Raw genomic sequence first — 23,886 nt, 5'->3', positions numbered from 1 at the left:
AAGGAGAAGATGATCATGGCAGCACAGAGCGCAGCCGCCGCGGCTGGGCCGAGCACGGGGGCGGCCGCCGACGCACGGCGGCGGTGGCTGATCGGCGCCGTCATCTGCACCGCCTACCTGATGGTCGGTCTCGACCTGACCGTCATGAACATCGCGCTGCCCTCCGCGCAGCAGGCACTGGACTTCAGCAACGCCGACCGGCAGTGGATCGTGACCGCGTACGCGCTGCCGTTCGGCGGCCTGCTGCTGTTCTGCGGCCGGCTCTCCGACCTGATCGGCCGCAAGCGGGCCTTCCTGATCGGCCTGCTGGGCTTCGCCGCCGCCTCCGCGGTGGGCGGCGCCGCGACCAACTTCGAGATGCTGGTGACCGCCCGCGCCTGCCAGGGCGCCTTCGCCGCACTGCTCTCGCCCTCCTGCCTGGCCCTGCTGGCCACCACGTTCACCGACCCCAAGGAACGCGCCAAGGCCTTCGGCGTCTTCAGCGGCGTGGTGGCCAGCGGCTCGGGCGTGGGCCTGATCATCGGCGGTGCGCTGACCTCCGGCCTGAGCTGGCGCTGGTGCATGTACGTCAACCTGCTGCTGGCCGCGGTCGCGTTCTTCGGCGGCATGGCACTGCTGCAGGACCAGCCCAAGTCCGGCGCCCGCATGGACATCCCCGGCGTGCTGCTCGCCTCGGCCGGCATGTTCGCCGTCGTGCTGGGCTTCTCCAACGCGCACAACGGCTGGGGCGAGACGTCGACCTGGGGCTTCCTGGCCGCGGGAGCCGTCCTGCTGATCGCCTTCTCCGTCTGGCAGACCCGCGCCGCCAACCCGCTGCTGCCGCCCCGCATCGTCCTCAGCCGCACCCGCGGCGCCGCCTACTTCACCGTGCTCCTGGTCGGCATCGGCTTCTTCGGCATCCTGATGTTCCTCGTCTACTACATGCAGACCATCCTGGGCTACTCGGCGATCACCTCCGGCTGCGCACTGCTCCCGATGATCGCGATCACCCCGGTGGGCACCAGCGTGGGCGCCATCAAGCTGCTCCCGAAGTTCGGCCCGCGCCCGCTGATCACCGGCGGCCTGCTCATCAGCGCCGCCGGCATGGCCGGCCTGACCCGCATCGACGCCAACTCCGCCTACGCCACCCACATCCTGGGCCCGGTCCTGCTGGTCGGCATCGGCATGGGCCTCATCTACGGCGCGGCGCTGAGCGCGGGCACCTCCGGGGTCGCCCCGCAGGACGCGGGCATCGCCTCGGCCGTCATCAGCACCGGCCAGCAGCTCGGCGGCGCCATCGGCACCGCCCTGCTCAACACGATCGCCGCCACCGCCGCCACCGACTGGCTCGCCGGCCACGTCACGGGCACCCCCACCCTGCAGCAGCTGCACCTGGCGTCGATCCACGGCGACACCCGGGTCTTCTGGTGGTGCACGGCCATCTTCGGCTTCGGCGCGGTCGTCTCCGCCCTCCTGTTGCGCGGCGGCCCGCTGCCCGCACCGGCCGGCGCCCCCGCCCCCAAGCCGACCGAGCAGGCCGAAGCGGCCCGCTCCTGACCACCAGGACCCCCACCGGGGTTCCCCTCTCCGGCGGCCGGCCGCGCCCGGGTCATCACCCGGACCGGCCGGCCGCCTCACCCATCGCTTCACCCCGTGCGCCCCGCACCCGCTCGACCCCCGCTACAGCCGCACTCGAAGCCCCCTGGAGGGCGCGGGACGCGCACCGGCCCCGCCCCTAGGCTGAAAATCCGCCCCGGCACCGGCCCCCGCGCCCAGCCCAGGCCCCCCACCCAGCCAAACCCCCAGCCCCCGAGCCTCCAAGGCTCCAGGGAGGAGACCGCGGTGACCCGGATCGAGGAGTTCGAGGAACTGCGGTCCCTGCTGTTCTCCATCGCCTACCGCATCCTGGGCAGCGTCAGCGAGGCCGAGGACGCCGTCCAGGAGACCTGGCTGCGCTACGACGCCTCCCCGGCCAGCCCCGCGTCGGTGAAGTCCTTCCTGTCGGCCGTGGTCACCCGCGTCTCGATCGACGTCCTGCGCTCGGCCCGGGTACGGCGCGAGCAGTACGTCGGACCGTGGCTGCCCGAACCCCTCCTCACCGACCCCTACGACGACCCGGCCCGCTCGGCGGAACTGGCCGACTCCGTCTCCATGGCGGCGCTGATCCTGCTGGAGCGGCTGTCCCCGCTGGAGCGCGCGGTGTTCGTGCTGCGCGAGGTGTTCGCCTTCGACTTCCCGGCCATCGCCTCGGCGGTGGGCCGCTCCCAGAGCGCCTGCCGCCAGCTCGCGGTCCGCGCCCGCCGCCACATGGCCGCCGAACGCCCCCGTTTCGAGGCCGACCGCGCCGAACGCGACGAGCTCGCCGAACGCTTCTTCTGCGCGCTGCGGGAGGGCGACGTGGAGGGCCTGCGCGAACTGCTCGCCGCGGACGCGCAGATGGTCGGCGACGGCGGCGGCAAGACCCCGCAGCTGGCCAGGACCGTCAGCGGCGCCGACAACACGGCCCGCCTGCTGGCCTCGGTGGTCCCCGCGCTGGTGCGGGTGGAGGTGACGCTGGAGCGGCGCGAGATCAACGGCCAGCCCGGCGCGATCTTCCGCGACCGCGAGGGCAGAGTGCTCACCGCCTGGACCCTGGACGTCCTGGACGGGCAGATCCAGGCGATCCGCTCGGTTACCAACCCCGACAAGCTCGCCCACCTGGGCCCGGTCGCCGACGCCTGGGCCCTCAGCCGCGAGGCCAGCAGAGCCCGCCGCACCCCGCACTGACCTCGCCCCGCACCACCCCTCTGCCCCGCCCAGCCCTGCTCTTCTCCGCTCTTCTCCGCTCCTGTTCCTCTCTTCTTTCTCTTCTTCCTCTTCGTCTTTTCCCACGCCTCTCCGCCCGAGCGGAGAGGCGTTTGTGCTGCCCCCGCACACCCGCCCCCGCCCTTCCTCGCCTCGAAAGGGGTCCGCCGGTGACCACGGATGCCTCGAACACGGACGCCTCGGCGCGTCCCAGTCCCCAGGAGTTCATCGACCGCGGTCCGATGAGCCGCCGGCAGTGGCTCATCGTGGTCCTGGGCCTGCTGCTGATGGTGGCCGAGGGCCTCGACGCGGTCGTCGCCGCCTTCGTCTACCCCCGGCTGGAGAAGCAGTGGGGCGTCGGTGACGGCGCGGTCACCGCGACGGTGACGCTGAGCGTGCTGGCGATGGTCGTCGGCGGCGCGGCGGCAGGACCGCTCGCCGACCGCCACGGCCGCCGGGGTGTCACCGCCGCCGGTGTCGCCGTCTTCGGCCTCGGCACGGCCGGGATGGCGTTCACGCACGGCATCGGTGTGTTCGCCGGGGTGCGGATCGTGGCCTGTCTGGGGCTGGGGGCGGTGCTGCCGACGATGATGGCGCTGGTCGCGGACTGGACACCGGCCGCACGCCGGGGCCAGACGGTCGCGCTGGCCTTCGCCGGGGTGACGGCCGGCACCACCGCCGGCGGGATCCTCTCCTCGGTCCTGATCCCCGCGTTCGGCTGGCCGGTGCTGCTGCTGGTGTGCGGGCTCGCCCCGCTGCTGCTGGTCCCGGCGCTGCTCGCGTTCGTCCCGGAGTCGGTGAGCGTGCTGGCCGCCCGCGGCAGGCCCGCCACGGACGTACGGGAGGCGCTGCGGGCCGCGACGGGGGAGCAGGACGTCTCCGGCGTGGACCTGGAGCGGGCCGCACCCGTCCCGGGGCCGGTCTCGCGGACCGTCCTGTCCGGGGAGGCGACCCGCACCACGGTCCTGCTGTGGCTGTGCTTCCTGGCGGGGCTGGGGGTGGTGGGCCTGATCCTGAGCTATCTGCCGCTGCTGGCCGAACGCACCGGCCTGACGTCCGCTCAGGCGGGTGTGGCCGTGGCGGTGTTCGGGTGGGGCGGCCTGCTGGGCCAGCTCACCGTCTCCTTCGTCCTGCGGCGTCTGGACCGGTTCGCGCTGCTGGCCCTCCTGTGGGGCACGGCCGTACTGGGCCTGGCGGCCGGCCTCCTGTGGGCGGAGCAGTTCGCGGCGCTGCTGGCCGGGACGTTCGTCCTGGGGCTGTGCCTGCCCGCGGCGAACTCCGCGCTCCAGGTGATCGCCGCGCTCGCCTACCCGCCCGCCGCGCGCGCCACCGGCATCAGCTGGGCCAACAGCGCCGGCAAGCTGGGCCCCGTTCTCGGCGGCCTCGCGGGCGGCCTGATGGCGCACGCGGGCTGGAGCCTGGGCACGGTGCTCACCGTCCTGGCACTGCCCCTGGCCCTGTGCCTGCCGGCCGTGCGGGCGCTGAGGGCCCGCGCCCGCCGGCACCACGCCGCCGCCCCGCACGCCGCCGCCGTCCCCCGCCCGCTGCCCGCCCCCGCGCCCGCGTCCGCGCCGGGACAGGTGTGAGCACACGGCACACGGCGTAAAACGCACGGCACGCGACGCACGGCACGCGACGGCACGCAGCAGCGCACGGCGTGCGACGGCACACGGTAGGAAAAGCGGGCCCCACCCCCTCTGGCCGAGGGGGCGGGGCCCGCCTTTTTTTGTGCGCCCGGACCGCTGTCAGGTGCGGCCGAGCAGTCCCTTGGCCTCCACGGACCCGTCGCTGATCTGGTAGTAGGTCTGGAGCTTGAAGTACTCCCCGCCGGCGTACGAGGCCACGTTGTACAGGCCCTTGCCGACCGGCCCGTAGGTGTGGGGGGCGCCGAGCGCGAACCGTTCCACCCGGGGGTCGGCGCCGAAGCGGGCGGGCAGCTCGCGGACGTCGGGCAGCAGCGCGGCGAAGGTGATGCGCTGGATGTCGGGGGAGTCCCAGCTCAGGGTCGTGTAGATGCCGCCGGCCTGCGCGGCGTGGCGCAGCATCGTCTCGCTGGGCTCGGGCAGGCCCATGTCGCGCATCATCGCGCGCACGGTCTCCGGTTCGCGGCAGGCGGCGGGGGCGCCGAGGAAGTAGACGTTGACCGTCCTGCTGGGGTAGTCGATCCCGACCATGCTGATCTTGTCGTCCAGGCCGTAGCGGGCGTAGAAGCCGCTGTTGAGGCCCAGGCTGCGGGGCATGGAGGGGACCTCGGCGAGATCCGACAGCTTCTGCAGGTCATCGACCGGGAAAAACGTCCAGGTCTTCTTGAAACCGCCCACCAGCCCGAAGTCGGCGCCGTGGCAGGGGATCGGGAACCGCGCCTCGAGGTCGGCCAGCAGCGACCCGACGGGGTGGTCCGTCCTGGGGGTCAGCGCGTGCGCCACGGCGTGGGCGTAGGGGTCGAAGCCGCTGGGGAACGCCGTGAAGCGGCAGTCGATGTCCCCGGTGTCGCGTGTCGCGACCCGGAACGCGATCACGGCCTGCGGGATGAAGGACGCGTAGGCGGTCAGGACGGGCCAGACCCGCTCGCGCGCGGGCGTGATGTCCAGCAGCCCGGCCGTTTCCTCCATGACGGAATAAAGATTCTCCAGCTCCGCTGTCCCGCTCATCTACCATCCTCCGATGCTCATATCCATATCCCGGTCCATGAAAGCATCGGCGCCCGAAACTCCGCCTGTCAAGATATTAGCTAATCTTTTCCCTCGATATCGGGTGCGGCCGGGAAATACAGCGGCTTTCCACCGCGCCTCGAGCGGCGCCGGTTACTCTCGATGGGGTGGAATGCAGAATTCGCGGACGGAATTCGCGGCACAGCCCTCTCGCCTGCGTAGACACAGTTCCCTTGCCTGCATGAATCAAGAATTCAAGAATCGCGAACCAGGAATCAGGAAAAGGACACGACCCATGACGACGTCCGGCCCCTCGCCCGCCGCACCCCCCGCCGCCCCGAAGGTCGCCTTCGACTTCGACCACGGCAACTTCATCCGGGACCTGATCACCACCAACGGCGGCGGCGGCTTCCCCCCGGCCGAGGCCATCGCCCCCGGGGACACCCCCGTCTACACCTGGATCACCCTCCAGTTCCAGCTGGCCTGGTTCGACGCGCTGGCCCCCTACCACCCCACCGCCCAGGGCGTGCACTCACGCATCGCCCGCCGCCCCGCCGGGGAGTCCGCCACCAACCGCAACAAGAACATCGCCGGCCTCTACGCCTCCTACCAGGTCGTCAAGGCCGTCTTCGAGGAACGCGCCCCCGTCATGCGGATGGCGATGACCGCCTTCGGCCTCGACCCCGACGACGACTCCCTCGACCCGGCCACCCCCGTCGGCATCGGCAACACCGCGGGCCAGGCCGTCGTGGCCGCCCACCACGACGACGGCATGAACCCCCGCGGCGACCGGGGCCGCGCCTACCACCCCCGCCCCTACGCCGACTACACCGGCTACGCCCCCCGCAACACCGCCTACGCCCTGACCGACCCCACCCGCTGGCAGCCCGCACTGGGCCCCCACCAGCGGCGCGTCGGCGGCGGACCGGGCGACAAGGGCGTCTACACCGTCCAGCAGTTCCTCACCCCCCAGCTGCGGCTGGTCACCCCCCTCACCTACCAGGACCCCGCCGCCTTCCCCCTCGCCGCACCCGCCCACCTCGACCCCGGCACGCCGGACGCCTACCGCGACGCGGTCGACGAGGTCCTGGCCGCCTCGGCCGCCCTGAGCGACGAGCAGAAGGTGAAGGCCGAGTTCTTCGAGCACTCACCGGTCTCCCTCACCTGGGCCCCCCGCGCCGCCGCACTCGCCCACGACCTCGACCTGGACGGCTGGGCCCACCTCTTCGCCACCACCGCCCTGGCCCGCTTCGACAACCTCATCGCCGTCTGGCACCACAAGCACGCCCACGACGCCGTACGGCCCTTCAGCGCCGTCCGCCACGTCCACGGCGACAGCCCGGTGACCGCCTGGGGCGGCCCCGGCCGGGGCACCGTCACCGACCTGCCCGCCGGCCAGTGGAGCGGCTACCTCCCCCCGGGCCCCCACCCCGAGTACCCCTCCGCCTTCACCACCCTGTGCTCCGCCCAGGCCCAGGCCGCCCGCCGCTTCCTCGGCGACGACGTCCTGGACTGGACCCACGCCATCCCCGCCGGCACCGCCCAGACCGAACCCGGCCTGGTCCCCGCCGGCGACCTCAAACTGACCTGGGAGACCTGGACCGACTTCGAGAACGACTGCGCCGCCAGCCGCGTCTGGGCCGGCGTCGCCTTCCCCGCCACGACCCGCCACTCCATCCCCTTCGGCGCCCAGTTCGGCGACCTCGCCCACGACTTCATCCAGCGCCACATCGACGGCGACACCGGGCACTGACCCGGGCCCCGACCCCGGGGGGAAACCCCGGGCGGGGAAACCCCGGCAGCACGGCACGGCCCCGGCAGGCACGGACCCGGAGGAAAGGCAGGACAGCCGATGAGCACCGCCCCGCCCGCCCCCGCACGGCACGCGCACACCGCCGACCTGGTCGCCCGGGCCCGGACCGAGGCCCTCGCCATGACCTCTCCCGCCCCCGGCCCAGGCCCCGGCCCCGGCGAACTGGCCGCCCGCGCCCTGCGGGCACACAGCTCGCTGGCCCGAGGCCTGGGCCGGTGCATCCCGGTCACCGGCCTGGAACCCGGCGGCGGACCCCGCGCCCTCGCCGCGTTCCTCGCGGTCTACGCCGCCCAGCACCGCACACCCGCCCCCGACCCGCCGCCCTGACCCCGACCCCCGTGCACGCCACCCCCCGAGGGCGCGCACGGACCCGCGGGGCAGCCACCTCCCCCCGGTGCCTGCCCCGCACACACCGCCGCGCCCGCCCGCCCCGAGCCTCCCCCCGGCCGGCGGGCGGGCGCGCCGGTTCCCGCCCCCGATGTCACGCGCACCGGGACCGTCTCGTCTCGTGCACGGCGGACAACACGCCAAGCGCGTGCGGGCGGCGGACGTGCGGATGGGTGTACGGCGCGGGGGAGGGGAAGCGGGGCCACCGCGGCCGGGAGACGGTGCTTCTCCCGCGGCGAGCAGAAGGCGGACACCGTCCGCCAAGTCCAAGCAAAGAAGGAGGGAGGGCCCCGGGTGAGCCGGACCGAAGAGTTCGAGGAACTACGGCCACTGCTGTTCTCGATCGCCTACCGGATCCTGGGCAGCGAGAGCCGGGCCCGCGACGCCGTCGAGGAGACCCGGCGCGGTTACGAGCGCGCCTCCGCCGTGCCCGCCTCGCCCCGGGCGTTCCTGTCGGCCGAGGTCACCCGGATCTCCCGGGCCGCCCGCCGTCCGGACCCCGCACCCCCGACGCCGGCGGCGGCCGTGCTGCTCCTGGAGCGGCTCTCCCCGCTGGAGCGCGCGGTCTTCGCCCTGCGGGAGATCTTCGGCTGCGGCACCGCGCAGATCGCGGCGGCGGTGGGCTGCTCGGAGGCGGTCGGCCGCCGCCTCACCGCCGCCGCGACACCGTTCAGCACCCCCGGCACCCCCGGCACCCCCGGCGCCCCGGGTGTCCCGGGTACTTCCGGCGGTCCGGTCCCGTCCTGGCCGGACCGGATCGCCGGCGCCGACCAGGTCGCCCGCGTCCTGGCCGCCATCGTCCCCGCCCTGCTGCGCATCGGCGTCACCATGCGGCCCCAGGAAGTCGACGGCGGCCCCGGCGCCGTCTTCCACGACCGCCACGGCACCGCCCTGGGCGCCCTGGCCCTCGGCATCCTCGACGGACGGATCCAGACGGTCCGCTGGACGGCCGCCCCGCGGAACTCCGGAGACCGCGACACGGCGGCCTGACACCCCCCGCCCCTCCCTCCCCGCACCCCGCCACCGCGCCCTCCTTCCGGCCGTGCCGTCACAGACAGCGGTGCGGCAGCCCCCGCTCGTTCCGGGAACTGCCGCACCGCGATCCGTCCGCGTGCCCGCGGACCTCACTCCCCGCCCGTACCCGCTTCCGCGCCGGCTTCCGTGGCGTCGGCCACCAGGTCGGCGAGATCGAGGTCGAACAGCCCGCCGGCCCGCCCGCTGAGCCCGGAGATGAGCTTCACGAAGTCGACCTGCGCGTCGTTCTCCTGATCGGGGTCGTTGATCTCCTGCGCCAGGTTGAAGTAGAAGCCCTTCGTCTTCGACCGGTCGTAGAAGCCCTCCACGAACTTGCGGATGTCGTGGAAGAAGTCCTGGTACGCGGTCGAGTACCGGTCGAGGGCCTTCTCCTCGATCTGCGGGTTCTGCAGGATCGTGTCGACGACCTTCGACAGGGTGCTGCCCGCCAGCGTCGCGAGCGCGACCCCGGTGGAGAACAGCGGGTCCACGAAGGCGGCGGCGTCCCCGACCAGCACCCAGCCGTTGCCGTGGAAACGCTCGTTGGTGTACGACCAGTCGCGCGCCGAACGGTACCCCGCGGCCTGCGTCGCGTCCTTGAGGATGTCCTTCAGCTTCGTCGTCTGCTCCATCTCCGACTCGAAGAGGTCCTCCAGCGACTTGTCGGTGCCGCTGGCGACGTCCGACCGCGTCACGTAGCCGACGCTGAAGACACCCTTGTCGATCGGGATGCCCCAGAACCAGCCGTCCCGGGTGCCCTCGATGAGGATGTTGCTCCACTCGTCACCCGGCAGCCGGTGGCAGTTGTCGAAGTACGTCCACACCGCGACGTTGCGCAGCTGGTCGTTCCAGTTGACCGCGGAGAACTTCCGGCCCAGCACCCGCGCCTGCCCGGAGGCGTCGACGACCAGCGAGGCCCGCGCCTCATGGGTGCCGCTGAGACCGCGCAGGGCGTAGCGCACGCCCACCACCCGGCCGTCCTCCTCCAGCGGCTCCTTCACCGTGGCGTCCTCCACGACGAGCGCGCCCAGCTCCCGCGCCCGGTCCAGCAGCAGCGCGTCCAGGTCCGCCCGGCGCGTGTGATACGCATACGGGATACGGCCGCCGGTGGTGAACGAGAAGTTCCACGGAACCTCGTTGTTGCCCCACACCAGAGTTCCGCCGTATTTGCGCTCGAACCCCTTCGCCTCCATACGCTCGACCAGGCCGAGTTCCTCCATGGGCACCATCACACCGGGAATGAGGGACTCCCCGACGTGATAGCGCGGGAACCGTTCACGGTCGAGCACCAGAACACGGTGGCCGCGCTTGGCGAGAAGCCCCGCGGTGGTCGCACCGGCGGGCCCGCCGCCGATCACGATAACGTCGAAATCCTCAGTGACCCCAAAAAGAGTGGGCGACATGCGAGACCTTCCCCAGTCATGGATTCGGCCGTACCCGCGAGTCGCGTGGACTTCAATTCCCGCTCCCGCAGAGCACGTTCACCCATAAGCGTGCGGGCAGCACACCGGCACTGTCATCGCCGAGATTGCTCAGCACGAACCACAGCGCGCCTGCAGCGAAACCCCGCCCGCGACACGCCCCCCGGCCGGGGGCGCGGTCACCGCCCCCGCGGATACGGCGGCCCCGCCAGCAGCACCGGCTCGACCGCCTCGTAGCGGTTGCGCTCCCGCGCCGCGGCCCGCCTGCCCGACACCAGCGTCCCCACCACCCCGCACAGGAACCCCGTCGGCACCGACACCAGGGCGGTCGTCGTGAACGGGAACCAGTTGAAGTCCGCCCCGGGGAAGGCCGACTGGGGCGAGCCGGAGACGAGATTCGTCCCCGTCATCAGCACCAGGACACTGACCGTCCCGCCGATCAGCGTGCACAGCAGGCCCGCCCGCGTGTAGCGCCGCCAGAACAGCCCGAACACCAGCGCCGGCGCGATCGCCGACGCCCCCAGGCAGAACGACACGATCGCCAGCGGCTGCAGACTGCGGTGCTGGGCGGCCACCGCCAGCGCGATCACCGGCACCCCCACCCCCAGCGCCGCCAGCCGCGCCAGCGCCATCTCCCGCAGCGGCGCCGTGCCCGCACGCGCCAGCACGTCGTGCGCCAGCGAGTTCGCGCACGCCAGCGTCATGCTCGCCACCGACGCCAGCAGCGTCAGGAAGATCGCGGTGGTCACCGTCGTGAACAGCAGCCCCTCCGCCCGCGACAGATCCGTCCCGAACGCGGCCCGCGCGCCCAGCAGATACGCCGTGTTGCCCCGCGGATCGGCCGCCGCCACCGCCTTCGCCCCGATCAGCGCGGTCGCCCCCACCGCCACCACGGTCATCACCGCCATGAACAGCGCCACCGCCGACACCGCCCACGACATCGCCCGGCGCACCTGACGCGTACTGCCCGCCGTGTACATCCGCATCGTCACATGCGGCAGACACGCACCGCCCAGCACGATCGCGCACTGCGTGCTCACCATGTCCAGCGCCGGATGCCGCCCGCCCGCGAACTGCAGCCCGTAGCGCAGATACCCCGGCCCGGCACCGCTGTTGCGCGCCGCCGACTCGAACAGCGTGCGCGGACTCCAGCCGAACGTGTGCAGGATCAGAGCGGCCACCACCAGCCCCGAACCCAGCAGGATCACCGTCTTCAGGATCTGGATCAACGCCGTCCCGCGCATCCCCCCGATCGCCGCATACGTGATCATCAGCGCCCCCGCCCCCACGACACACCCCGTGCGCATCGCACCGTCGGAGAACCCCAGGACGTACGCCAGCAGCTGCCCCACACCCGCCAGCTGCACCACCATCATCGGCATCAGCGCCGCCAGCGTGACCGCGCACGCCGTGATCCGCACCGCCCGCCCCTGCATACGGCGCCCCAGCACGTCCCCCATCGTGAACCGGCCCGTGTGATGCAGCGGCTCCGCCAGCAGGAACATCAGCAGCAGCAGCGACAGCAGCGTGCTCAGCGCCAGCACCACCCCGTCGTACCCGCACAGCGCGATGATCCCGCCCACCGTCAGCACGGTCGCCGCCGAGATGTAGTCACCCGCGATGGCCAGCCCGTTGCGCAACGGCGACAGGAACCGGTACCCCGTGTAGAACTCGTCCAGGTCCTCCCGGTCCGGGCCGGTGACCACACACAGCAGCAGCGTCAGCGTCACCACACTGCAGAAAGCCACCAGCGACCAGGACTGCGCGGGCCCCCCGAAGCCCGTCACGGCAGCGCCCGCCCCTCACGGCCCGCCCGCCGCACCCGCCGCGCCAGCGGATCCACGAACCACCGCGCGGTCAGCTCGTAGAACACCACCGCCAGCCACGTCACCGGCACCTGCACCAGCGCCAGCAGCAGCCCGAACGGCAGCCCGCCCGGCGCCGGCCGCGTCATCAGCGACGGCACCCGGACGGTCAGCGCCAAGAACACCGCGAAATACCCCAGCGCGGCCAGCGCCGCCACCCGCCGCTGCCACCGGCACGCCCGCCGCAGCAACCGCAGATCCCGGTGCGGCCCCGCCCACGGCCGCACCCGGCCCGTCGCCCATCCCGGCGCCACCGCCGAGGCATGCCGCCCGGCCCGCTGCGCCGGCTGCCGTAACTCGGAGCTGTCGGAAGACATCCCAAGATCTCCTAGGGTCGTGGGCCCCACACGACACGGACCGCGAAGCGCGGGAAAACGGCCCGGTCATCGCACGCTATGCGGCACCCGCACCCACCGCAGCCCTTTCCGACGAACTCCCTGATGAAACCTTCAACCACCCCTGACCTCGGATGTTGCGGGTGAGGAGAGGGTGGCGGGGGAGCACGGCAGTGCCCTGTGAGCCCCGCGGTACGCCGAACCGCCCGGTGCGCCGGAAGCCGGCCCGCAGCCTTCGTTCCCCGCCGGTCGCCACAGAGTTCCGGGGCTGGTCGGGGACGGCCACAGCGCTTCACGTCAGGAGCGGCTCCCCCCGAGGCGGTGGGCGAAGGCGATGCGACAGACCCGGGCCCGACCCGACTCGGATCCCTGCCAGTGGCGTCGTGCACGAGAACGAGGCCATTGGCACAGATCCTGGGGATCGATCGCGGAGGGCGATGGTGGAGCCTCTCAGAGGTCTACGACTGCTGGAACAGAGCTGCACGCGTCTGAGGACGGCGGCCCCCGCAGCCGCGCTTGCTCCTGGTCATTCGGTCCAGTTCAGGGAAGGTTCTGACCTGAACTGGACGTGAAGGCGACCGTCAGCCGGCAGTCCAGTGCCGAGGCGATGCGGTCCAGGAGTGCCAGGGTGGGCAGGTCCCGCCCGAATTCGATGCGCGAGATCGCGGCCTGTCCGGTCCCGGCGAGTTCAGCGAGACGGGTCTGGGACATGCCGCGCTGCCGGCGCCAGGACCGCACCAGCTGGGCGGTGTCGTTCACCGTCCGGTGTCCGCAGGTGTAGTGCTGCCTGTTGTCGTAGGCGGGTTCGCCACTGCGGCGTGTGGGCGCCCAGTGATGGACCGCGGTCCCGTCCCGGGGGTCGACGATCAGGTAGTGCGGCACGCCCATGGCCGGATAGTCGCGCAGCTTGCCCTCATAGTCGTTGCCCGGGTTGGACCGGGAGACGATCTCGATCACCAGGTGACAGCGTCGCGGGTCGATGGCATCGCTCTCGGCCGTCGCCTCCTCCTCGTCGATCACGACGAGGTAGGGGACCCGCAGGATGCCCAGTGCCGCATCCTCCATGTCGGTTGCGGGCATGAGGACCAGGTCCGTACCCAGTTGAGGCTCCAACTGGGTACGCAGGCGGTGGGCAACGAGCTGATGCTGCTTCTTCGGGCTCACCATCATCAGCAGCAGGTGGCCACGGCTGATCTCCGGCCAGGCCAGCGACTCAGGCTTGTCGAACGCCTCGCGGACCTCACGAAGACGTCGGTAGACGCTCTGCTCCGTCACATCTCCACCGTTCATGACGAAATCATCGTGCCAGGTGAGATGTGACCACCCTGGCGGGCTCGCTCGACTGGGCAATAGCGCTCTGGCGGATGGTTGCGTCCCGTCGACCCTGTGCGTTGACGGCATTCCCGTAAGGGAGTTGACACGGCGTCGGCACTCGACTTACGTTTGCTGTGTGTAGCCGCTTGGTTGCATGTTTTTCGGGGGGCGGGCTTCATCGCGTGAGCGGTGGGAAGCCGGGGAATTAACCCCAGGAAACATGCGGCGTGAAGCGGCTTGTTGCTTTTCCGGGGCTCAGTTCCTCGCGACCCGTCCTTCCTGATCGGGAAGGAACGGCGGTGCCCTCTCAGGCTGAGCCACCACAAGAGAACTCTGTTGTTTCGGATACCAGCCGGGAGTCCCGGGAAGAGCCCGATCACCGCACAGTCGATTTGATCGCGCTTGTGTGCATCCTGGCTGCCTGCACCGTGATCTGCCTGTCAGCCGGTGTGGTGGCTCTCCAGGCAGTGATCGGCGCGGCCGGTATTTTGTTCGCCGCGTGGCGGACACCACCGCGGGCCAGGCGGGAGCCGGGACAGGCCCGGCGCCGGCCGCCGCGTCGCCCCGTATGACATGGACCGGGCTTTGACGATGACCGGTTACGACCGTTCCCGCGGTGGAGATCCGACCGCGCCGACGGCAGTCCGGTGTGCAGGGGCTGTTCGTGCGGTGGGGGAGGGGAGTGAGCCCGGACGTCAGGTGGCGAACCAGACACGACGTTCGGAATGCTGATCGCGTTGTTCTCCCGGCGCTCCAGCAGGCGGTGTTGACGGGATGACAGATCGAGGGACCAGAAGCAGGGGCGTCGTGCAGTGCGGAGCCGGATGCTGTGACCGAGCGCGCCCGGACAGGGCCGCAGGTGGGGTGTGGGACTGGCGGACTGCGTGGCTGCCTGCGTTGGGGAAATGCCCACAGAGCAGGCCGAGTTGGGGCGCGCAGGCATCTGCGCAGGGGAAGTGCGGTGGCGGCTGGGGCGATCCAGGGCGACATGTTTGATCTGAAGGAGCTTGAGCCGCCGGCTGGCGCACGCCACCGAACACCGACCCGCCGCCTGGGCCGGCTCCATGGCTCATCACGGCGAACTAACTCACCCAGGCTGCTTCGCCCCTGACAGGTCATCAAGCCTCTCGGTGAATCGACACCGGCGAGGCACCCCTCAGCAGCAACTGACGCCGCCCCCACCGAAATCCAAGACGGCCAGACCCGGCCGCTGAGTCCGGACGGCGGCAGCAGGACAGTGCTGGACAACGGGCGCATTGCCGACCTTGCCGCGCGGTGGACGAGAGCGGATGCAAGGATCGGCCTGTGATGGCTCGCCTCTTCGCGCAGCAGGGCGAGCTCGCCGACAGTGTTTCCGGCAGGGGGACGGGCAGAGCATGCCGACGATTCACCGTGAACCGCGCTTCGCCTATGACGACTTGGTCGATCTCGTCGAAGGCCAGTTACGGGTTGTGGAGCTGACCGCCGTCAACGGTGAGATCGGGGGCCCCGGAGAGCGGCTGTGGCTGACCGAACCGGCACACGGTGCGGACGTCTACCGGTTGTGGCGCAAAGGCAGGGGCAGTCGCACGTACTGGGCTGTGGACCGGGATCACCCCTGGGAGGCGCTGGTCTGGCTGCGTGAGGCGCTGGCTGAGGTGCTGGAGCGCCTGACCAGACCCGGGTCGGCGACGCAGTACGCCCTGGAGGTGGGCCGCGAGGAACGGGACCTGGCCGTGCTGACCGAGCTGGAGACCATATGGCTGTCCGGTCTGTCTCCGCTGAGCCAACTGCACGGGCCACGCGGCGCGGACGTGGAGCTGAACCACTTCCTCCTCATCCCGGCGCAGGCTGAACTCGCCCGGGCGAGCGCAGTGCGCTCCCGCATGCTGCAGCAGAAGTTCGGCACCGGCCCGGAAGCCGCCGAGCGGGTTGCCTCCGAGATGGGCTGGGAGCCGGCCAAAGCGCACAAAACGCTGGCCGCATGGGACGAGTACCGGCGCTGGGTGCGAGAAGGGGCCGCCCACGCGCGGGACACGGTCCCGGTGCAGCGGCCGACGGGCGATACGGGCCTGCCCGATCTGCTGGCGGCCACACTGATGACCGCAGCGTGCGAGGGCGAAACCATCGTTCCCGGGCGGCCCAGCCCCCTTCCGCTGCCGGACGAACTGGCGTGCTGGTACGTCTTCAGCCGGGACCTCGGCGCGTGCATCGCCGTCGCGGTCGAGGACGTCTACACCCCCGGAGCCGAACCAGGACAGTACATGCACCTTGCCCCCGCCCCCATGGTCCTGGAAGCCGGCTGGACCCTACGTGACGGCCTGGTCGTCTCACCCCTGCCTCACAACGGCTTCGGTGTCGAATACGACGAGGAGGCGATCCTCGCCGGCGGCGGCAGAATCCCCGCGGACGGAAGGGAAACCGGCACGGCGAGCCTGGACGACGGGCCGGCCGGGTGACGAAGAGGCACGAAGAGGCGCCCGCAACCCATTTACCCACGGCCGCCCCGGGACTTGTTCCTGCTGCTGCGCGGCGCGAGCCAGGTGCGAAGCCCAGTCAGCACCACGCTACATGCCAGGACGTGCCAGGACGTGCAGGCCGCTGCGGGCGCTCCCCTCGTCTCGGATGACTGAGATCGTCCGCTGCTCCGCCGGCCTGAGCACCTGCCCGTACATGAGAGAGCAGCCGGGCGGCACCTGGCCGGGACGGCCGGCCTCAGCCGCACCCTCACGCCGCCGCGCCGTAGGCGGCCCGCGCCCGGACTTCGCCGCCGCTCCGGCGCTGCGGGGAGCTCTCGGCGAACACCGCCAGGCGCAGCACGAGGTAGCGGCCTGTTCCGACGAGTGCGGTGGCCGACAGGTACACGGTCTGCTGCAGGACGAGTCCGGCGCCGGGGCGGAGTGCGGCCAGCGCGCCGACCGCGGCGGAGGTGACCAGCCACCCGGCAACGATGGTGGCCGCGCTCTTGAGGTGTCCGGCAAGGCCGGGCCGTCCGTGGCCGAAGGAGACGCGGGCGTGCAACTCGGTGGCGGCCAGGGTCGAGGCGACGGTGGTCAGTGCGTTCGCCGCCATCCACGGGATCCACTGCGACAGCAGGACCAGGGCTGCCGAGGCCGCCAGGGTGACCGCGCTGCCCAGTCCGGCGAAGCGCCCGAAGGCCGCCGCGTGCCGGCGGATCAGTCGCAGGCCGTTCATGGTGATCCCCTCCCCGTCCGCTGCCCCTGGTGGGGCCGTTGCCGTCATGCAGCGTGACCGGCCTTCCCTTCAGGGCGGTCTCAGCGCGGTCTCAGGAGTAGTGACGATGGTGAAACCCGTGGTGTGACATGCCGTCCCGCCCGGACCGTGATCACCCGCGCAGCGGGCTGGAGTCGGGCAAGCGCATCGAGCCGGCCGCGCAGAGCGGCTACTGCCTCTGGTGGGCGCTGGTTTCGCCGTGTAGCGTCACGGCGGGATGTCGTGGTTCGCAGTACCTGCCCGCGCTGCTGCGCGGGCGTTTTGCTGTGCGGTGGCCGGACCATGACGATCCCTTTCGGGGCCGCGAGGTGCGGCTCCGGCACCGACTGAGAGGCACCAGCATGGCCAGCGGAACCGTCAAGTGGTTCAACGCCGAAAAGGGTTTCGGCTTCATCCAGCAGGACGGCGGCGGGCCGGACGTCTTCGCGCACTACTCCAACATCAACGCCTCCGGCTTCCGTGAGCTGCAGGAAGGCCAGCAGGTCACCTTCGACATCACCCAGGGCCAGAAGGGCCCGCAGGCGGAGAACATCACCCCCGCCTGACCTTCCGTCATCAGGGCCCGGAAACAGGAACTGTTTCCGGGCCCTGACGCGTACGGACGACATGCCGGGGCCGAGGCCGCCGAGCGGTGAAGCGCGGCCGTTGCTCCGACGCCGGCACAGAGTCGACAGCGACACGGTCCCGGCGGACCGACGGTGGTCCGGACGGCGAGCCCCGCTGATCACGACCCGTTACGAGCCCTGGGGGCTGCGGCAGTAGCGCCAACGTTCCTTGCCTCGCCAAGAGCACCGCCACGCTAGGTAGGACGGATCCAACCGGCCGCTGGCTGTATCTCTCATCGCCGGGTGGCACCGGACGGCTGACGAGGGTGTCGGCACCGGGAAGCCTGTGCCGCGGCTGCTCGGCCGCCGGAGTCCGCAGCTCCGGCCCCAGGGCAACTCACCCTTTCCGATGGTGTGAAACGCCATGCGGCTCCTTGCTTCCCCGCTAGGCGATTTTGTAGAGGCACGCGGAAAAGCGAGGCCGGGATGACCGGGCGGCCGAAGACAGGACGGATATACGAACCGAGGCCGCCCAGCGTATCGGGCTGGTCTTCTCCCTCGTCAATGCCGATCCGCTCCCGCGTTGCGACGTAGATCGCGCTGTCGCGGTAGGCCATCAGGTCCTTCTCCAGCTTCGCTTCGAAGGCCAGGGCACTGCCCCGTCCGGCAGCCGGTCCACCGTGTCCAGGAGTGATGTCTCGGCCGGGATCGGAAGGGAGGAGAGCACCCCTTCGGCCAGCCAGACACTCGGCATGCCCGCATCGAAACCGGCACCGGTCAGCGCACCCGCCCGTTCACCTCGAAGACCACGCACTCCAGCCGCAGCGCCCGGGTGTCCAGCCCAGCCCAGCCCCAGCAGCACCACATCAGGCCGAGGAACCACCGCTCCCTCCACCTGCTGGGAAGCGCCGAGGCAGCGGTGCAGGCCGTGCCCGGACGTCAGGCGTGGCGCGGCAGGCCGGATCACGTAGAACCGGGACGGCGTGTCAAACCGTTCCCGGTGCCGGTCGACCGCCGGCAAAGACACCCAGGACGCCTTGATCGTCGCAAAGAGGGTCGCTCAAGGGCCCTGTGTGCGGCAGGTATTGACGAGTCTGTTGCTTGATTTTACCTTCGACGACGAGCGAGAGTTCACACATAAGATCAATGTTCATATCCATGACCAGGAGGTGAGGGGTTATGCGACGTTTCGCGCCCGCGCTGGTTGCCGCGATGGTGGCCGGTGGCGGATTCGTGCTGGCGGGGCCGGCTGGTCCGGCGTCAGCGGCAGTGGTGTCCGTGTCGACGGCGGCGCAGTTGAAGACGGCTCTGGCAAACGCGGCGGCCGGGGACACGATTCAGCTGGCGGACGGCACCTACAGCGGGAACTTCGTGGCGACGGCGGACGGGAACTCGTCGAAGCGGATCACTCTGACAGGCTCGTCGAAGGCGATCCTCAAGGCGTCCGGCGGGTACGGCTTGTATCTGAACGGGGCGAACTACTGGACGGTGAAAGGGATCTCCGTTACGGGTGGTCAGAAGGGCATCATGCTGGACGGTGCCGACTACGCGACGATCGACTCGGTCACGGTCCACGGGCTGGACATGGAGGGCGTGCACTTCCGTAAGGGCAGTGACCACGGGATCATCCAGAACTCCACGATCTACGACACCGGCAACGACGGCAGCGGCATGGGCGAGGGGGTGTACGTGGGCACTGCCGGCGGCTCAGACGCCAGTGACGACGTACAGATCCTCAACAACACCATCGGTCCGGACGTCGGAGGGGAGAACGTCGACCTCAAGGAGGGCACGCAGAACGGTGTGGTGTCAGGCAACACCTTCGACGGAAGCGGCCTGACCAACGCCAACTTCGACGACTCCTGGGTCGACGTGAAGGGCAACAACTACACGATCAAGAACAACACCGGCAAGAACACCCTCAACGACGGTTACCAGACGCACACCGTCAAAAGCGGCTGGGGCTGCGGCACGGTCTTCACCGGGAACACGTCCGATCTCACCGGCTCCACCGGTGCCAACCAGTTCGCCATCGACGTCACCAACTACAACGCCTCCAGTTGCCCCGTCACCATCTCCAAGACCAACACAGTGAAGGGAGGAAAGGGACTCGTCAACAGCGGCATTCCCGTGAACTCCGCGATATCCGAGGGCCAGGTTGCGGCAACCCCGGCCGCCGCAACCGCGACAGTAGTTTCCGTGTCGACCGCCTCGCAGCTCAGTTCCGCCCTCGCTGCGGCCAAGCCCGGTGACACCATCCAGCTCGCGGACGGCACGTACACTGGCAAGTTCGCCGCCACCACTCCCGGCACTGCTTCACAACCGATCACCCTGACCGGTAGCAACAAGGCAGTCATCCATAGCTCGGAGTACACCGGGCCGGGCGATTCCGTGACCGCGAGGACCAAGACGGACAGTGCGGCATCACCGACCTCGGCGGCCGCGTGCCCGACCGGCGGGGTGGGCTACGGCCTGTGGCTGAACGGCGCGCCGTACTGGAACCTCACGGGCTTCACGATCGATACCGCGTCCAAAGGGATCGTTCTGGATTCCTCGCCTCACGTGACCGTCAACAACGTCGAGGTACGCAACATCGGTGACGAGGGAGTCCATTTCCGCAAGGGCAGCTCTGCCGGCGTCATCAAGAACTCCTACATCCACGACACCGGCCAGAACCAACCCGGATACGGAGAAGGCGTCTACATCGGTTCTGCCAAGAGCAACTGGGCCTGCTACGCGGGTCCGACGGGCGTCGACGCGTCCGACAACGTCCAGGTCCTGAACAACCGAATCGGCCCCAACGTCGCCGCGGAAGGTCTTGATATCAAGGAGGGCACGAAGAGCGGCATCGTGACGGGTAACACGTTCAACGGGATCGGTTCGCAGAACGAGAATTCCGCAGACTCCGCCATCGACGTCAAGGGCGATGCCTACCGGATCAACAGCAACACCGTGGCGTCCCCGTATCTGGACGGTTTCCAGACGCACACCGCACAGAAGCCCTACGGATGCGGGAACACGTTCGCCGGCAATACGTTCACCGTCACCTCCTCCGAGGGCTACGGCATCGACGTCACGAACAACGGCTCAAGCAAGTGTGGAACCAGCCCCAACATCGTCTACGTCTCCAACCGCTCGACAGGCGGCGCCGGACTGACGAACATCCCGGTCACCGCCGGTGGTTGACGGCTGACCGTACCGGGGGCCGGGTGGTGTGGGGACCACTCGGCCCTGTCGGACGAACTCACTGTTCTCGGCGCTCGCCAGCAGGGAGGCCGTCATGCCCTTTTCCAATGCCCTTACGGGTGTCGTGGAGGGCTTTGCGGGCGTCTGCGGTTCCGGGGGCTGCGGCGTATACGCCGGAGTTCGCGCTATCTCGACGCATCTGCTGGTTTGACGGGCGTTGCCGACGACGTCTTCGGCATGGATTAATGGGAACTCTCCTGGCAGGACGTGCTTTTCGCGGGAGTCGCGGTGCTTGTCGAAGCGACCGTGTGCGGTGCGGGAGCGATGATGGTCCGGCCTCGTGGGCGGGACCGGCAGGGGAGCTGTCCCGGCTGTGGGTGTCCGCCGGCTTGGCCGTTCATCTCAAGCGGGCGGTTACACATTCAGGTGCGGTGTGCCGGGGTCAGTAGTCGAGGTCGAGGTAGTCGATGTCGTTGAGGGTGACGTCGGAGAGTCCTGTGGCGCGGCTTCCGCCGTCCTGGAAGTAGATCTCTTTGAAGCCTTCGGCGATGATCTGGCGCATCTGCTGGTCGCCGGCGCCTGTGGTGCGGGCGTCGAAGAGGCGTTGTGCGTAGGCCGGGGGGAGGTGCACGGTCAGGCGCCGGAAGCGTCCGTCGTCGGTCGTGCCGACGGGTGCGGTGTACCCGAACCGGGCCCGGGTTTCCACGGTGATCCCGGTCGCGGTGGCGGCCTGTTTCTGCCGGCGTCGGCGTACCTGGGGCTGCCACCGCTGCCGCACCGCGTCGTCGATCTTGGCGGCGATGTCCTTGCGGGCGTGTTTGCGGGCGCCGCGCCGGTAGCGGTTGACGGAGTCGGCGGTGACACCGAGCTCCCGGGCGACGGCCTTCGCACTGCCGAACTGCTTGAGCAGGAAGCCGATCTGGCCCTTCAACGTCTTCGGCGGCTGGCGGGTGAAGTTTTCCCGGTCGGTGCGTTCGATCGCGTCGTCGATCTCTCCGGCCACCGTCTACTCTCCTTCGTCCAGGACGGCGTCGCCGCCCTTGATGTGGCGGGCGGGGTTGTAGCCCTGTTCCATCAGGTCGACCGCCCACAGCATCGTCTGGACGCCTTCCAGTTTGGCCAGGCCCGGGGTGGGTCCGAGGCGGAATCCACCGGGCTGGGGCTTGCCAGAGGCGGCGTAGGGCAGGAAGACGAGCGGGCTGTCGCCGGGGCTGGGGTAGACGACGCAGTCGGACAGCACGGCGAGCGGGTACAGGCCCGTCATCTTGACCATGTTGTTCAGCTTGCGGTGCATGTTGACCCGGGCCTTGGAGATGACGGCGGCCCGGATGTCCGGGCGCCACGTCGGCCGCTCCAGGGCCGGCCACCGCTCACCTTCCTTGTAGGACTTGCCCTGCGGGCGCTCACGCAGCTTGCCCACCCCGCCCTTCACAGTCGCCTTGATCGCGGCGAGGACGGCAGCCATCGCCGGATCGGCCTGCTTGTGCCGCTCCATCGCGGCGAGGAACTGCCGGTCGTCCAGGTCCTTGGTGACACCGAGGTCGGCGAGGGTGTCGACGTAGGCGTTCTTCAACCGGTCGTGCCACGGGTCCAGGTACGCGCCGGTCTCTCGCCGCAGGTACGCCTCCAGGATCTCGACGTTGTAGCCGAGTTCCTGGGCGTAGGCGACGGTGTGCGTCTGATACCAGGCAGGGCCCTCGGGACGCCGGCCGTCCGGCGTGAACGGCGAGGGCAGGCGCGGATCCAGGTCGATGTGGCTCAGGTCGACCAGCCAGCTCCCGGGGATCTTCGGGTTGAACGTCGGGGCGCGGAAGTGGTCGGGCGCGGAGAGACCGACGACCAGACGGGCCGCGGCGGCGAGGAACGCCGTGTTCAGGTCCAGGCCGACCGCGTACGGCAGCGTGCACTCCTCATCCGAAAGAGTCTCCACCGACCGCACCCACTGGTAGGCCTCCTCATTCAGGAACCCGCCACTCCAGCCGGAGTTGACGACGACGGGGTGCTCCGGGGTGGCCTCCGGCGGCGCCGGATCCATGGGCTCCGTCCCCAGCGAACCCGGGTTGTAGCCGGACACCCAGTTCCCGGTGGCCGGGTCCTGCACGGCCTTCGTCGGCGGCCGCAGCGCCGTCATCAACTCCAGACCGGAGACGGCCGTCGAGCCCCGCGGGGTGATGACCCGGGCCGCGTACACCCCCAGGACACGCGCGATGTCGGCCGCCTCCATGTCCGCAACTCCGGGCCAGGACCGCTCATCAAGGGCGTCCCACGACAGGACCGCGAGCTGCACGCACTGCCGCTCACGACCCTGCGCTGAGCGGTAGATCCGCGCCCACGGCCCGAACCCGCGCTGGGTGAGCTGCCACTTCGCCTTCGCCACCTGCTTGACGACCGGGTGGTCGGCGGGCAGGCGCAGGGAGCGGCGCTGCTCGTGGCCCTCCAGGCGCTCCGGCAGCCCGAGCTTCACGGCGGCCGCGGCGGTGAGGACGATCAGCGGGTCGGAGTCCTTGCCGTACCGGCTGAGCTTCGCAGCCCCGAGGCCGGACGCGCGCAGCGTCCACTCCACCAACTCCGGCACGGTGGTCGCGGGGCAGTCGAGCACGATGCCGCCCGCGCCGTACGCGGACCCGTCGCCGTCCAGCACGGCGAGCGGCCCGTTGGGGAAACGCGGATCGGCTGCGGGCTGCGCCGCTTTTGTCGCGGCCGGACGGCGCGATGCCGCGGCCGGCCGGGTGGCGGGAGGTACCGCTGCGGCGGCGGGAACGGGGGGAGCCTGCGAGACGGCCGCCGCCGCCTCGGACGCGGCCGGTTCACTGGAAACCGCTGGCTCCCGCGTCGGCGCGGCAGCTGCGGCCGGCGCTGCACCGTGTGCGGGATACTTGGCGGCCCACCCCTTCAGCAGCCGCTGGTAGGCATCCAGGCGCGGCGACTTCGGCTCCGAGCGGCCGTTCTCCCAGTTCTTCACCGACTGAGTCGTCGTCTTCAACGCGGTCGCAAGACGGGCCTGAGTGATACCGGCAGCCTCACGCAGCCGGGCACGTTCCGCCGGAGGCGGCAGATGCGGCTCCTCCTCCAACAGAGCGTCGACAGACGCGAACAGCTCTTCCTCGGATGCCATTGCCTGCACCTTCACCTCAGGACCCGATAGCGCTTAACCCGAAACTTAGCCCATCTCTTAACCTTTCTGTGTCCACTCCAGCCCGACTTCGGTGAGTGTGGCGAGCTTGTCGGGGGTGAGCTTCGTGCGGCGGGTCTGGGTGTTGCACAGGTTCACTCCGAGCTTCACCTCCGACCTTCCGGTAACACCTCTGCGCGCTCTCTGGGGACGATCATGGAGCTCCCGTGCGGGTGTCCTGTACGGGAGGCCGTCATGCCCTTTTCC

At 70.5% G+C, this 23,886-nt stretch carries 17 protein-coding genes and 2 pseudogenes; 10 read left to right on the top strand and 9 right to left on the bottom strand.

Going from position 1 to position 23,886, the window contains the following annotated elements:
- Positions 1 to 15: 15 nt before the first annotated feature.
- From ACIPTO_RS41425 to ACIPTO_RS41415, 3 genes are all read left to right on the top strand, one after another.
- The gene (locus ACIPTO_RS41425) at positions 16 to 1,536 is read left to right on the top strand and encodes an MFS transporter (RefSeq protein WP_366325968.1); all 1,521 of its coding nucleotides are present in this window, start codon (positions 16 to 18) and stop codon (positions 1,534 to 1,536) included.
- Positions 1,537 to 1,821: 285 nt separating this feature from the next.
- Entirely contained in the window at positions 1,822 to 2,745 is a 924-nt protein-coding gene (locus ACIPTO_RS41420; RefSeq protein WP_366325966.1) for an RNA polymerase sigma-70 factor, read from the top strand.
- Between the two features lie 188 nt (positions 2,746 to 2,933).
- The gene (locus tag ACIPTO_RS41415) at positions 2,934 to 4,349 is read left to right on the top strand and encodes an MFS transporter (RefSeq protein ID WP_401200727.1); all 1,416 of its coding nucleotides are present in this window, start codon (positions 2,934 to 2,936) and stop codon (positions 4,347 to 4,349) included.
- A 159-nt stretch (positions 4,350 to 4,508) separates the two neighbouring features.
- Here the strand turns inward: ACIPTO_RS41415 and ACIPTO_RS41410 are convergent, their stop codons facing one another.
- On the bottom strand, positions 4,509 to 5,414 hold the full coding sequence (locus ACIPTO_RS41410; protein ID WP_366325962.1) for an aromatic prenyltransferase: 906 nt from the start codon (positions 5,412 to 5,414) through the stop codon (positions 4,509 to 4,511).
- 295 nt (positions 5,415 to 5,709) lie between these two features.
- Here ACIPTO_RS41410 and ACIPTO_RS41405 point away from each other — a divergent pair, with 295 nt between their 5' ends.
- The 3 genes from ACIPTO_RS41405 to ACIPTO_RS41395 all read left to right on the top strand — a co-directional run bounded on the left by ACIPTO_RS41405 (position 5,710) and on the right by ACIPTO_RS41395 (position 8,604).
- On the top strand, positions 5,710 to 7,167 hold the full coding sequence (locus ACIPTO_RS41405; protein WP_366325960.1) for a DUF6851 domain-containing protein: 1,458 nt from the start codon (positions 5,710 to 5,712) through the stop codon (positions 7,165 to 7,167).
- 99 nt (positions 7,168 to 7,266) lie between these two features.
- A complete protein-coding gene (locus tag ACIPTO_RS41400) occupies positions 7,267 to 7,554 on the top strand; it encodes a hypothetical protein (protein WP_366325958.1) in 288 nt (95 codons plus the stop codon).
- Positions 7,555 to 7,908: 354 nt separating this feature from the next.
- Positions 7,909 to 8,604: a sigma factor-like helix-turn-helix DNA-binding protein gene (locus tag ACIPTO_RS41395; protein ID WP_401200722.1), complete on the top strand. Its 696-nt coding sequence runs from the start codon at positions 7,909 to 7,911 to the stop codon at positions 8,602 to 8,604.
- 134 nt (positions 8,605 to 8,738) lie between these two features.
- Here the strand turns inward: ACIPTO_RS41395 and ACIPTO_RS41390 are convergent, their stop codons facing one another.
- The 4 genes from ACIPTO_RS41390 to ACIPTO_RS41375 form a co-directional block, all read right to left on the bottom strand.
- Complete coding sequence (locus ACIPTO_RS41390; protein ID WP_366325953.1) at positions 8,739 to 9,986, bottom strand: NAD(P)/FAD-dependent oxidoreductase; 1,248 nt, start codon at positions 9,984 to 9,986, stop codon at positions 8,739 to 8,741.
- Between the two features lie 242 nt (positions 9,987 to 10,228).
- Positions 10,229 to 11,836 (bottom strand): cation acetate symporter, encoded by a 1,608-nt coding sequence (locus ACIPTO_RS41385; protein WP_401200719.1) that lies wholly within the window; start codon positions 11,834 to 11,836, stop codon positions 10,229 to 10,231.
- A complete protein-coding gene (locus ACIPTO_RS41380) occupies positions 11,833 to 12,231 on the bottom strand; it encodes a DUF485 domain-containing protein (protein WP_366325949.1) in 399 nt (132 codons plus the stop codon). Before ACIPTO_RS41380 ends, ACIPTO_RS41385 begins: the two co-directional genes overlap by 4 nt.
- 558 nt (positions 12,232 to 12,789) lie before the next feature.
- Positions 12,790 to 13,539: a helix-turn-helix domain-containing protein gene (locus tag ACIPTO_RS41375; protein WP_401200715.1), complete on the bottom strand. Its 750-nt coding sequence runs from the start codon at positions 13,537 to 13,539 to the stop codon at positions 12,790 to 12,792.
- A gap of 1,400 nt (positions 13,540 to 14,939) precedes the next feature.
- On the opposite strand from ACIPTO_RS41375, the gene ACIPTO_RS41370 reads away from it, so the two are divergent.
- The gene (locus ACIPTO_RS41370; protein WP_401200712.1) at positions 14,940 to 16,001 is read left to right on the top strand and encodes a hypothetical protein; all 1,062 of its coding nucleotides are present in this window, start codon (positions 14,940 to 14,942) and stop codon (positions 15,999 to 16,001) included.
- Between the two features lie 268 nt (positions 16,002 to 16,269).
- Here ACIPTO_RS41370 and ACIPTO_RS41365 read toward each other — a convergent pair whose 3' ends face one another.
- Positions 16,270 to 16,737 carry a hypothetical protein gene (locus ACIPTO_RS41365; protein ID WP_401200710.1) on the bottom strand — a complete coding sequence of 156 codons (468 nt, stop codon included), beginning with the start codon at positions 16,735 to 16,737 and terminating at the stop codon, positions 16,270 to 16,272.
- Positions 16,738 to 17,117: 380 nt separating this feature from the next.
- On the opposite strand from ACIPTO_RS41365, the gene ACIPTO_RS41360 reads away from it, so the two are divergent.
- Positions 17,118 to 17,321 (top strand): cold-shock protein, encoded by a 204-nt coding sequence (locus ACIPTO_RS41360; protein ID WP_352185919.1) that lies wholly within the window; start codon positions 17,118 to 17,120, stop codon positions 17,319 to 17,321.
- Positions 17,322 to 17,845: 524 nt separating this feature from the next.
- Here ACIPTO_RS41360 and ACIPTO_RS41355 read toward each other — a convergent pair.
- Positions 17,846 to 18,126, bottom strand: a pseudogene (locus tag ACIPTO_RS41355) (class I SAM-dependent methyltransferase); the annotation flags it as partial.
- Between the two features lie 374 nt (positions 18,127 to 18,500).
- Here ACIPTO_RS41355 and ACIPTO_RS41350 point away from each other — a divergent pair.
- Both ACIPTO_RS41350 and ACIPTO_RS41345 read left to right on the top strand, forming a co-directional pair.
- A pseudogene (locus tag ACIPTO_RS41350) lies at positions 18,501 to 19,448 on the top strand (sheath polysaccharide-degrading enzyme); the annotation flags it as partial.
- A 3-nt stretch (positions 19,449 to 19,451) separates the two neighbouring features.
- Positions 19,452 to 20,507: a right-handed parallel beta-helix repeat-containing protein gene (locus ACIPTO_RS41345; RefSeq protein ID WP_401200810.1), complete on the top strand. Its 1,056-nt coding sequence runs from the start codon at positions 19,452 to 19,454 to the stop codon at positions 20,505 to 20,507.
- Positions 20,508 to 20,949: 442 nt separating this feature from the next.
- Here the strand turns inward: ACIPTO_RS41345 and tpg are convergent, their stop codons facing one another.
- Both tpg and tap read right to left on the bottom strand, forming a co-directional pair.
- Entirely contained in the window at positions 20,950 to 21,510 is a 561-nt protein-coding gene (gene tpg / locus ACIPTO_RS41340) for a telomere-protecting terminal protein Tpg (RefSeq protein WP_401200707.1), read from the bottom strand.
- A gap of 3 nt (positions 21,511 to 21,513) precedes the next feature.
- Positions 21,514 to 23,622 carry a telomere-associated protein Tap gene (tap, locus tag ACIPTO_RS41335; protein ID WP_401200705.1) on the bottom strand — a complete coding sequence of 703 codons (2,109 nt, stop codon included), beginning with the start codon at positions 23,620 to 23,622 and terminating at the stop codon, positions 21,514 to 21,516.
- Between the last annotated feature and the right edge of the window lie 264 nt (positions 23,623 to 23,886).

This window comes from Streptomyces sp. NPDC090083 (genome assembly GCF_044747445.1).
Lineage (GTDB): Bacteria > Actinomycetota > Actinomycetes > Streptomycetales > Streptomycetaceae > Streptomyces.
The sequence above is the reverse complement of the archived record's forward strand: the minus strand, read 5'-3'. Positions and strand labels throughout refer to the sequence as shown.

Excerpts from the sequence above, each read along its gene's own strand:
- ACIPTO_RS41380 (WP_366325949.1), bottom strand. The coding sequence starts at position 12,231 with ATGTCTTCCGACAGCTCCGAGTTACGGCAGCCGGCGCAGCGGGCCGGG.
- ACIPTO_RS41410 (WP_366325962.1), bottom strand. The coding sequence starts at position 5,414 with ATGAGCGGGACAGCGGAGCTGGAGAATCTTTATTCCGTCATGGAGGAA.
- tap (WP_401200705.1), bottom strand. The coding sequence starts at position 23,622 with ATGGCATCCGAGGAAGAGCTGTTCGCGTCTGTCGACGCTCTGTTGGAG.
- ACIPTO_RS41425 (WP_366325968.1), top strand. The coding sequence starts at position 16 with ATGGCAGCACAGAGCGCAGCCGCCGCGGCTGGGCCGAGCACGGGGGCG.
- ACIPTO_RS41375 (WP_401200715.1), bottom strand. The coding sequence starts at position 13,539 with ATGAACGGTGGAGATGTGACGGAGCAGAGCGTCTACCGACGTCTTCGT.
- ACIPTO_RS41365 (WP_401200710.1), bottom strand. The coding sequence starts at position 16,737 with ATGAACGGCCTGCGACTGATCCGCCGGCACGCGGCGGCCTTCGGGCGC.
- ACIPTO_RS41400 (WP_366325958.1), top strand. The coding sequence starts at position 7,267 with ATGAGCACCGCCCCGCCCGCCCCCGCACGGCACGCGCACACCGCCGAC.
- ACIPTO_RS41370 (WP_401200712.1), top strand. The coding sequence starts at position 14,940 with ATGCCGACGATTCACCGTGAACCGCGCTTCGCCTATGACGACTTGGTC.
- ACIPTO_RS41360 (WP_352185919.1), top strand. The coding sequence starts at position 17,118 with ATGGCCAGCGGAACCGTCAAGTGGTTCAACGCCGAAAAGGGTTTCGGC.
- ACIPTO_RS41405 (WP_366325960.1), top strand. The coding sequence starts at position 5,710 with ATGACGACGTCCGGCCCCTCGCCCGCCGCACCCCCCGCCGCCCCGAAG.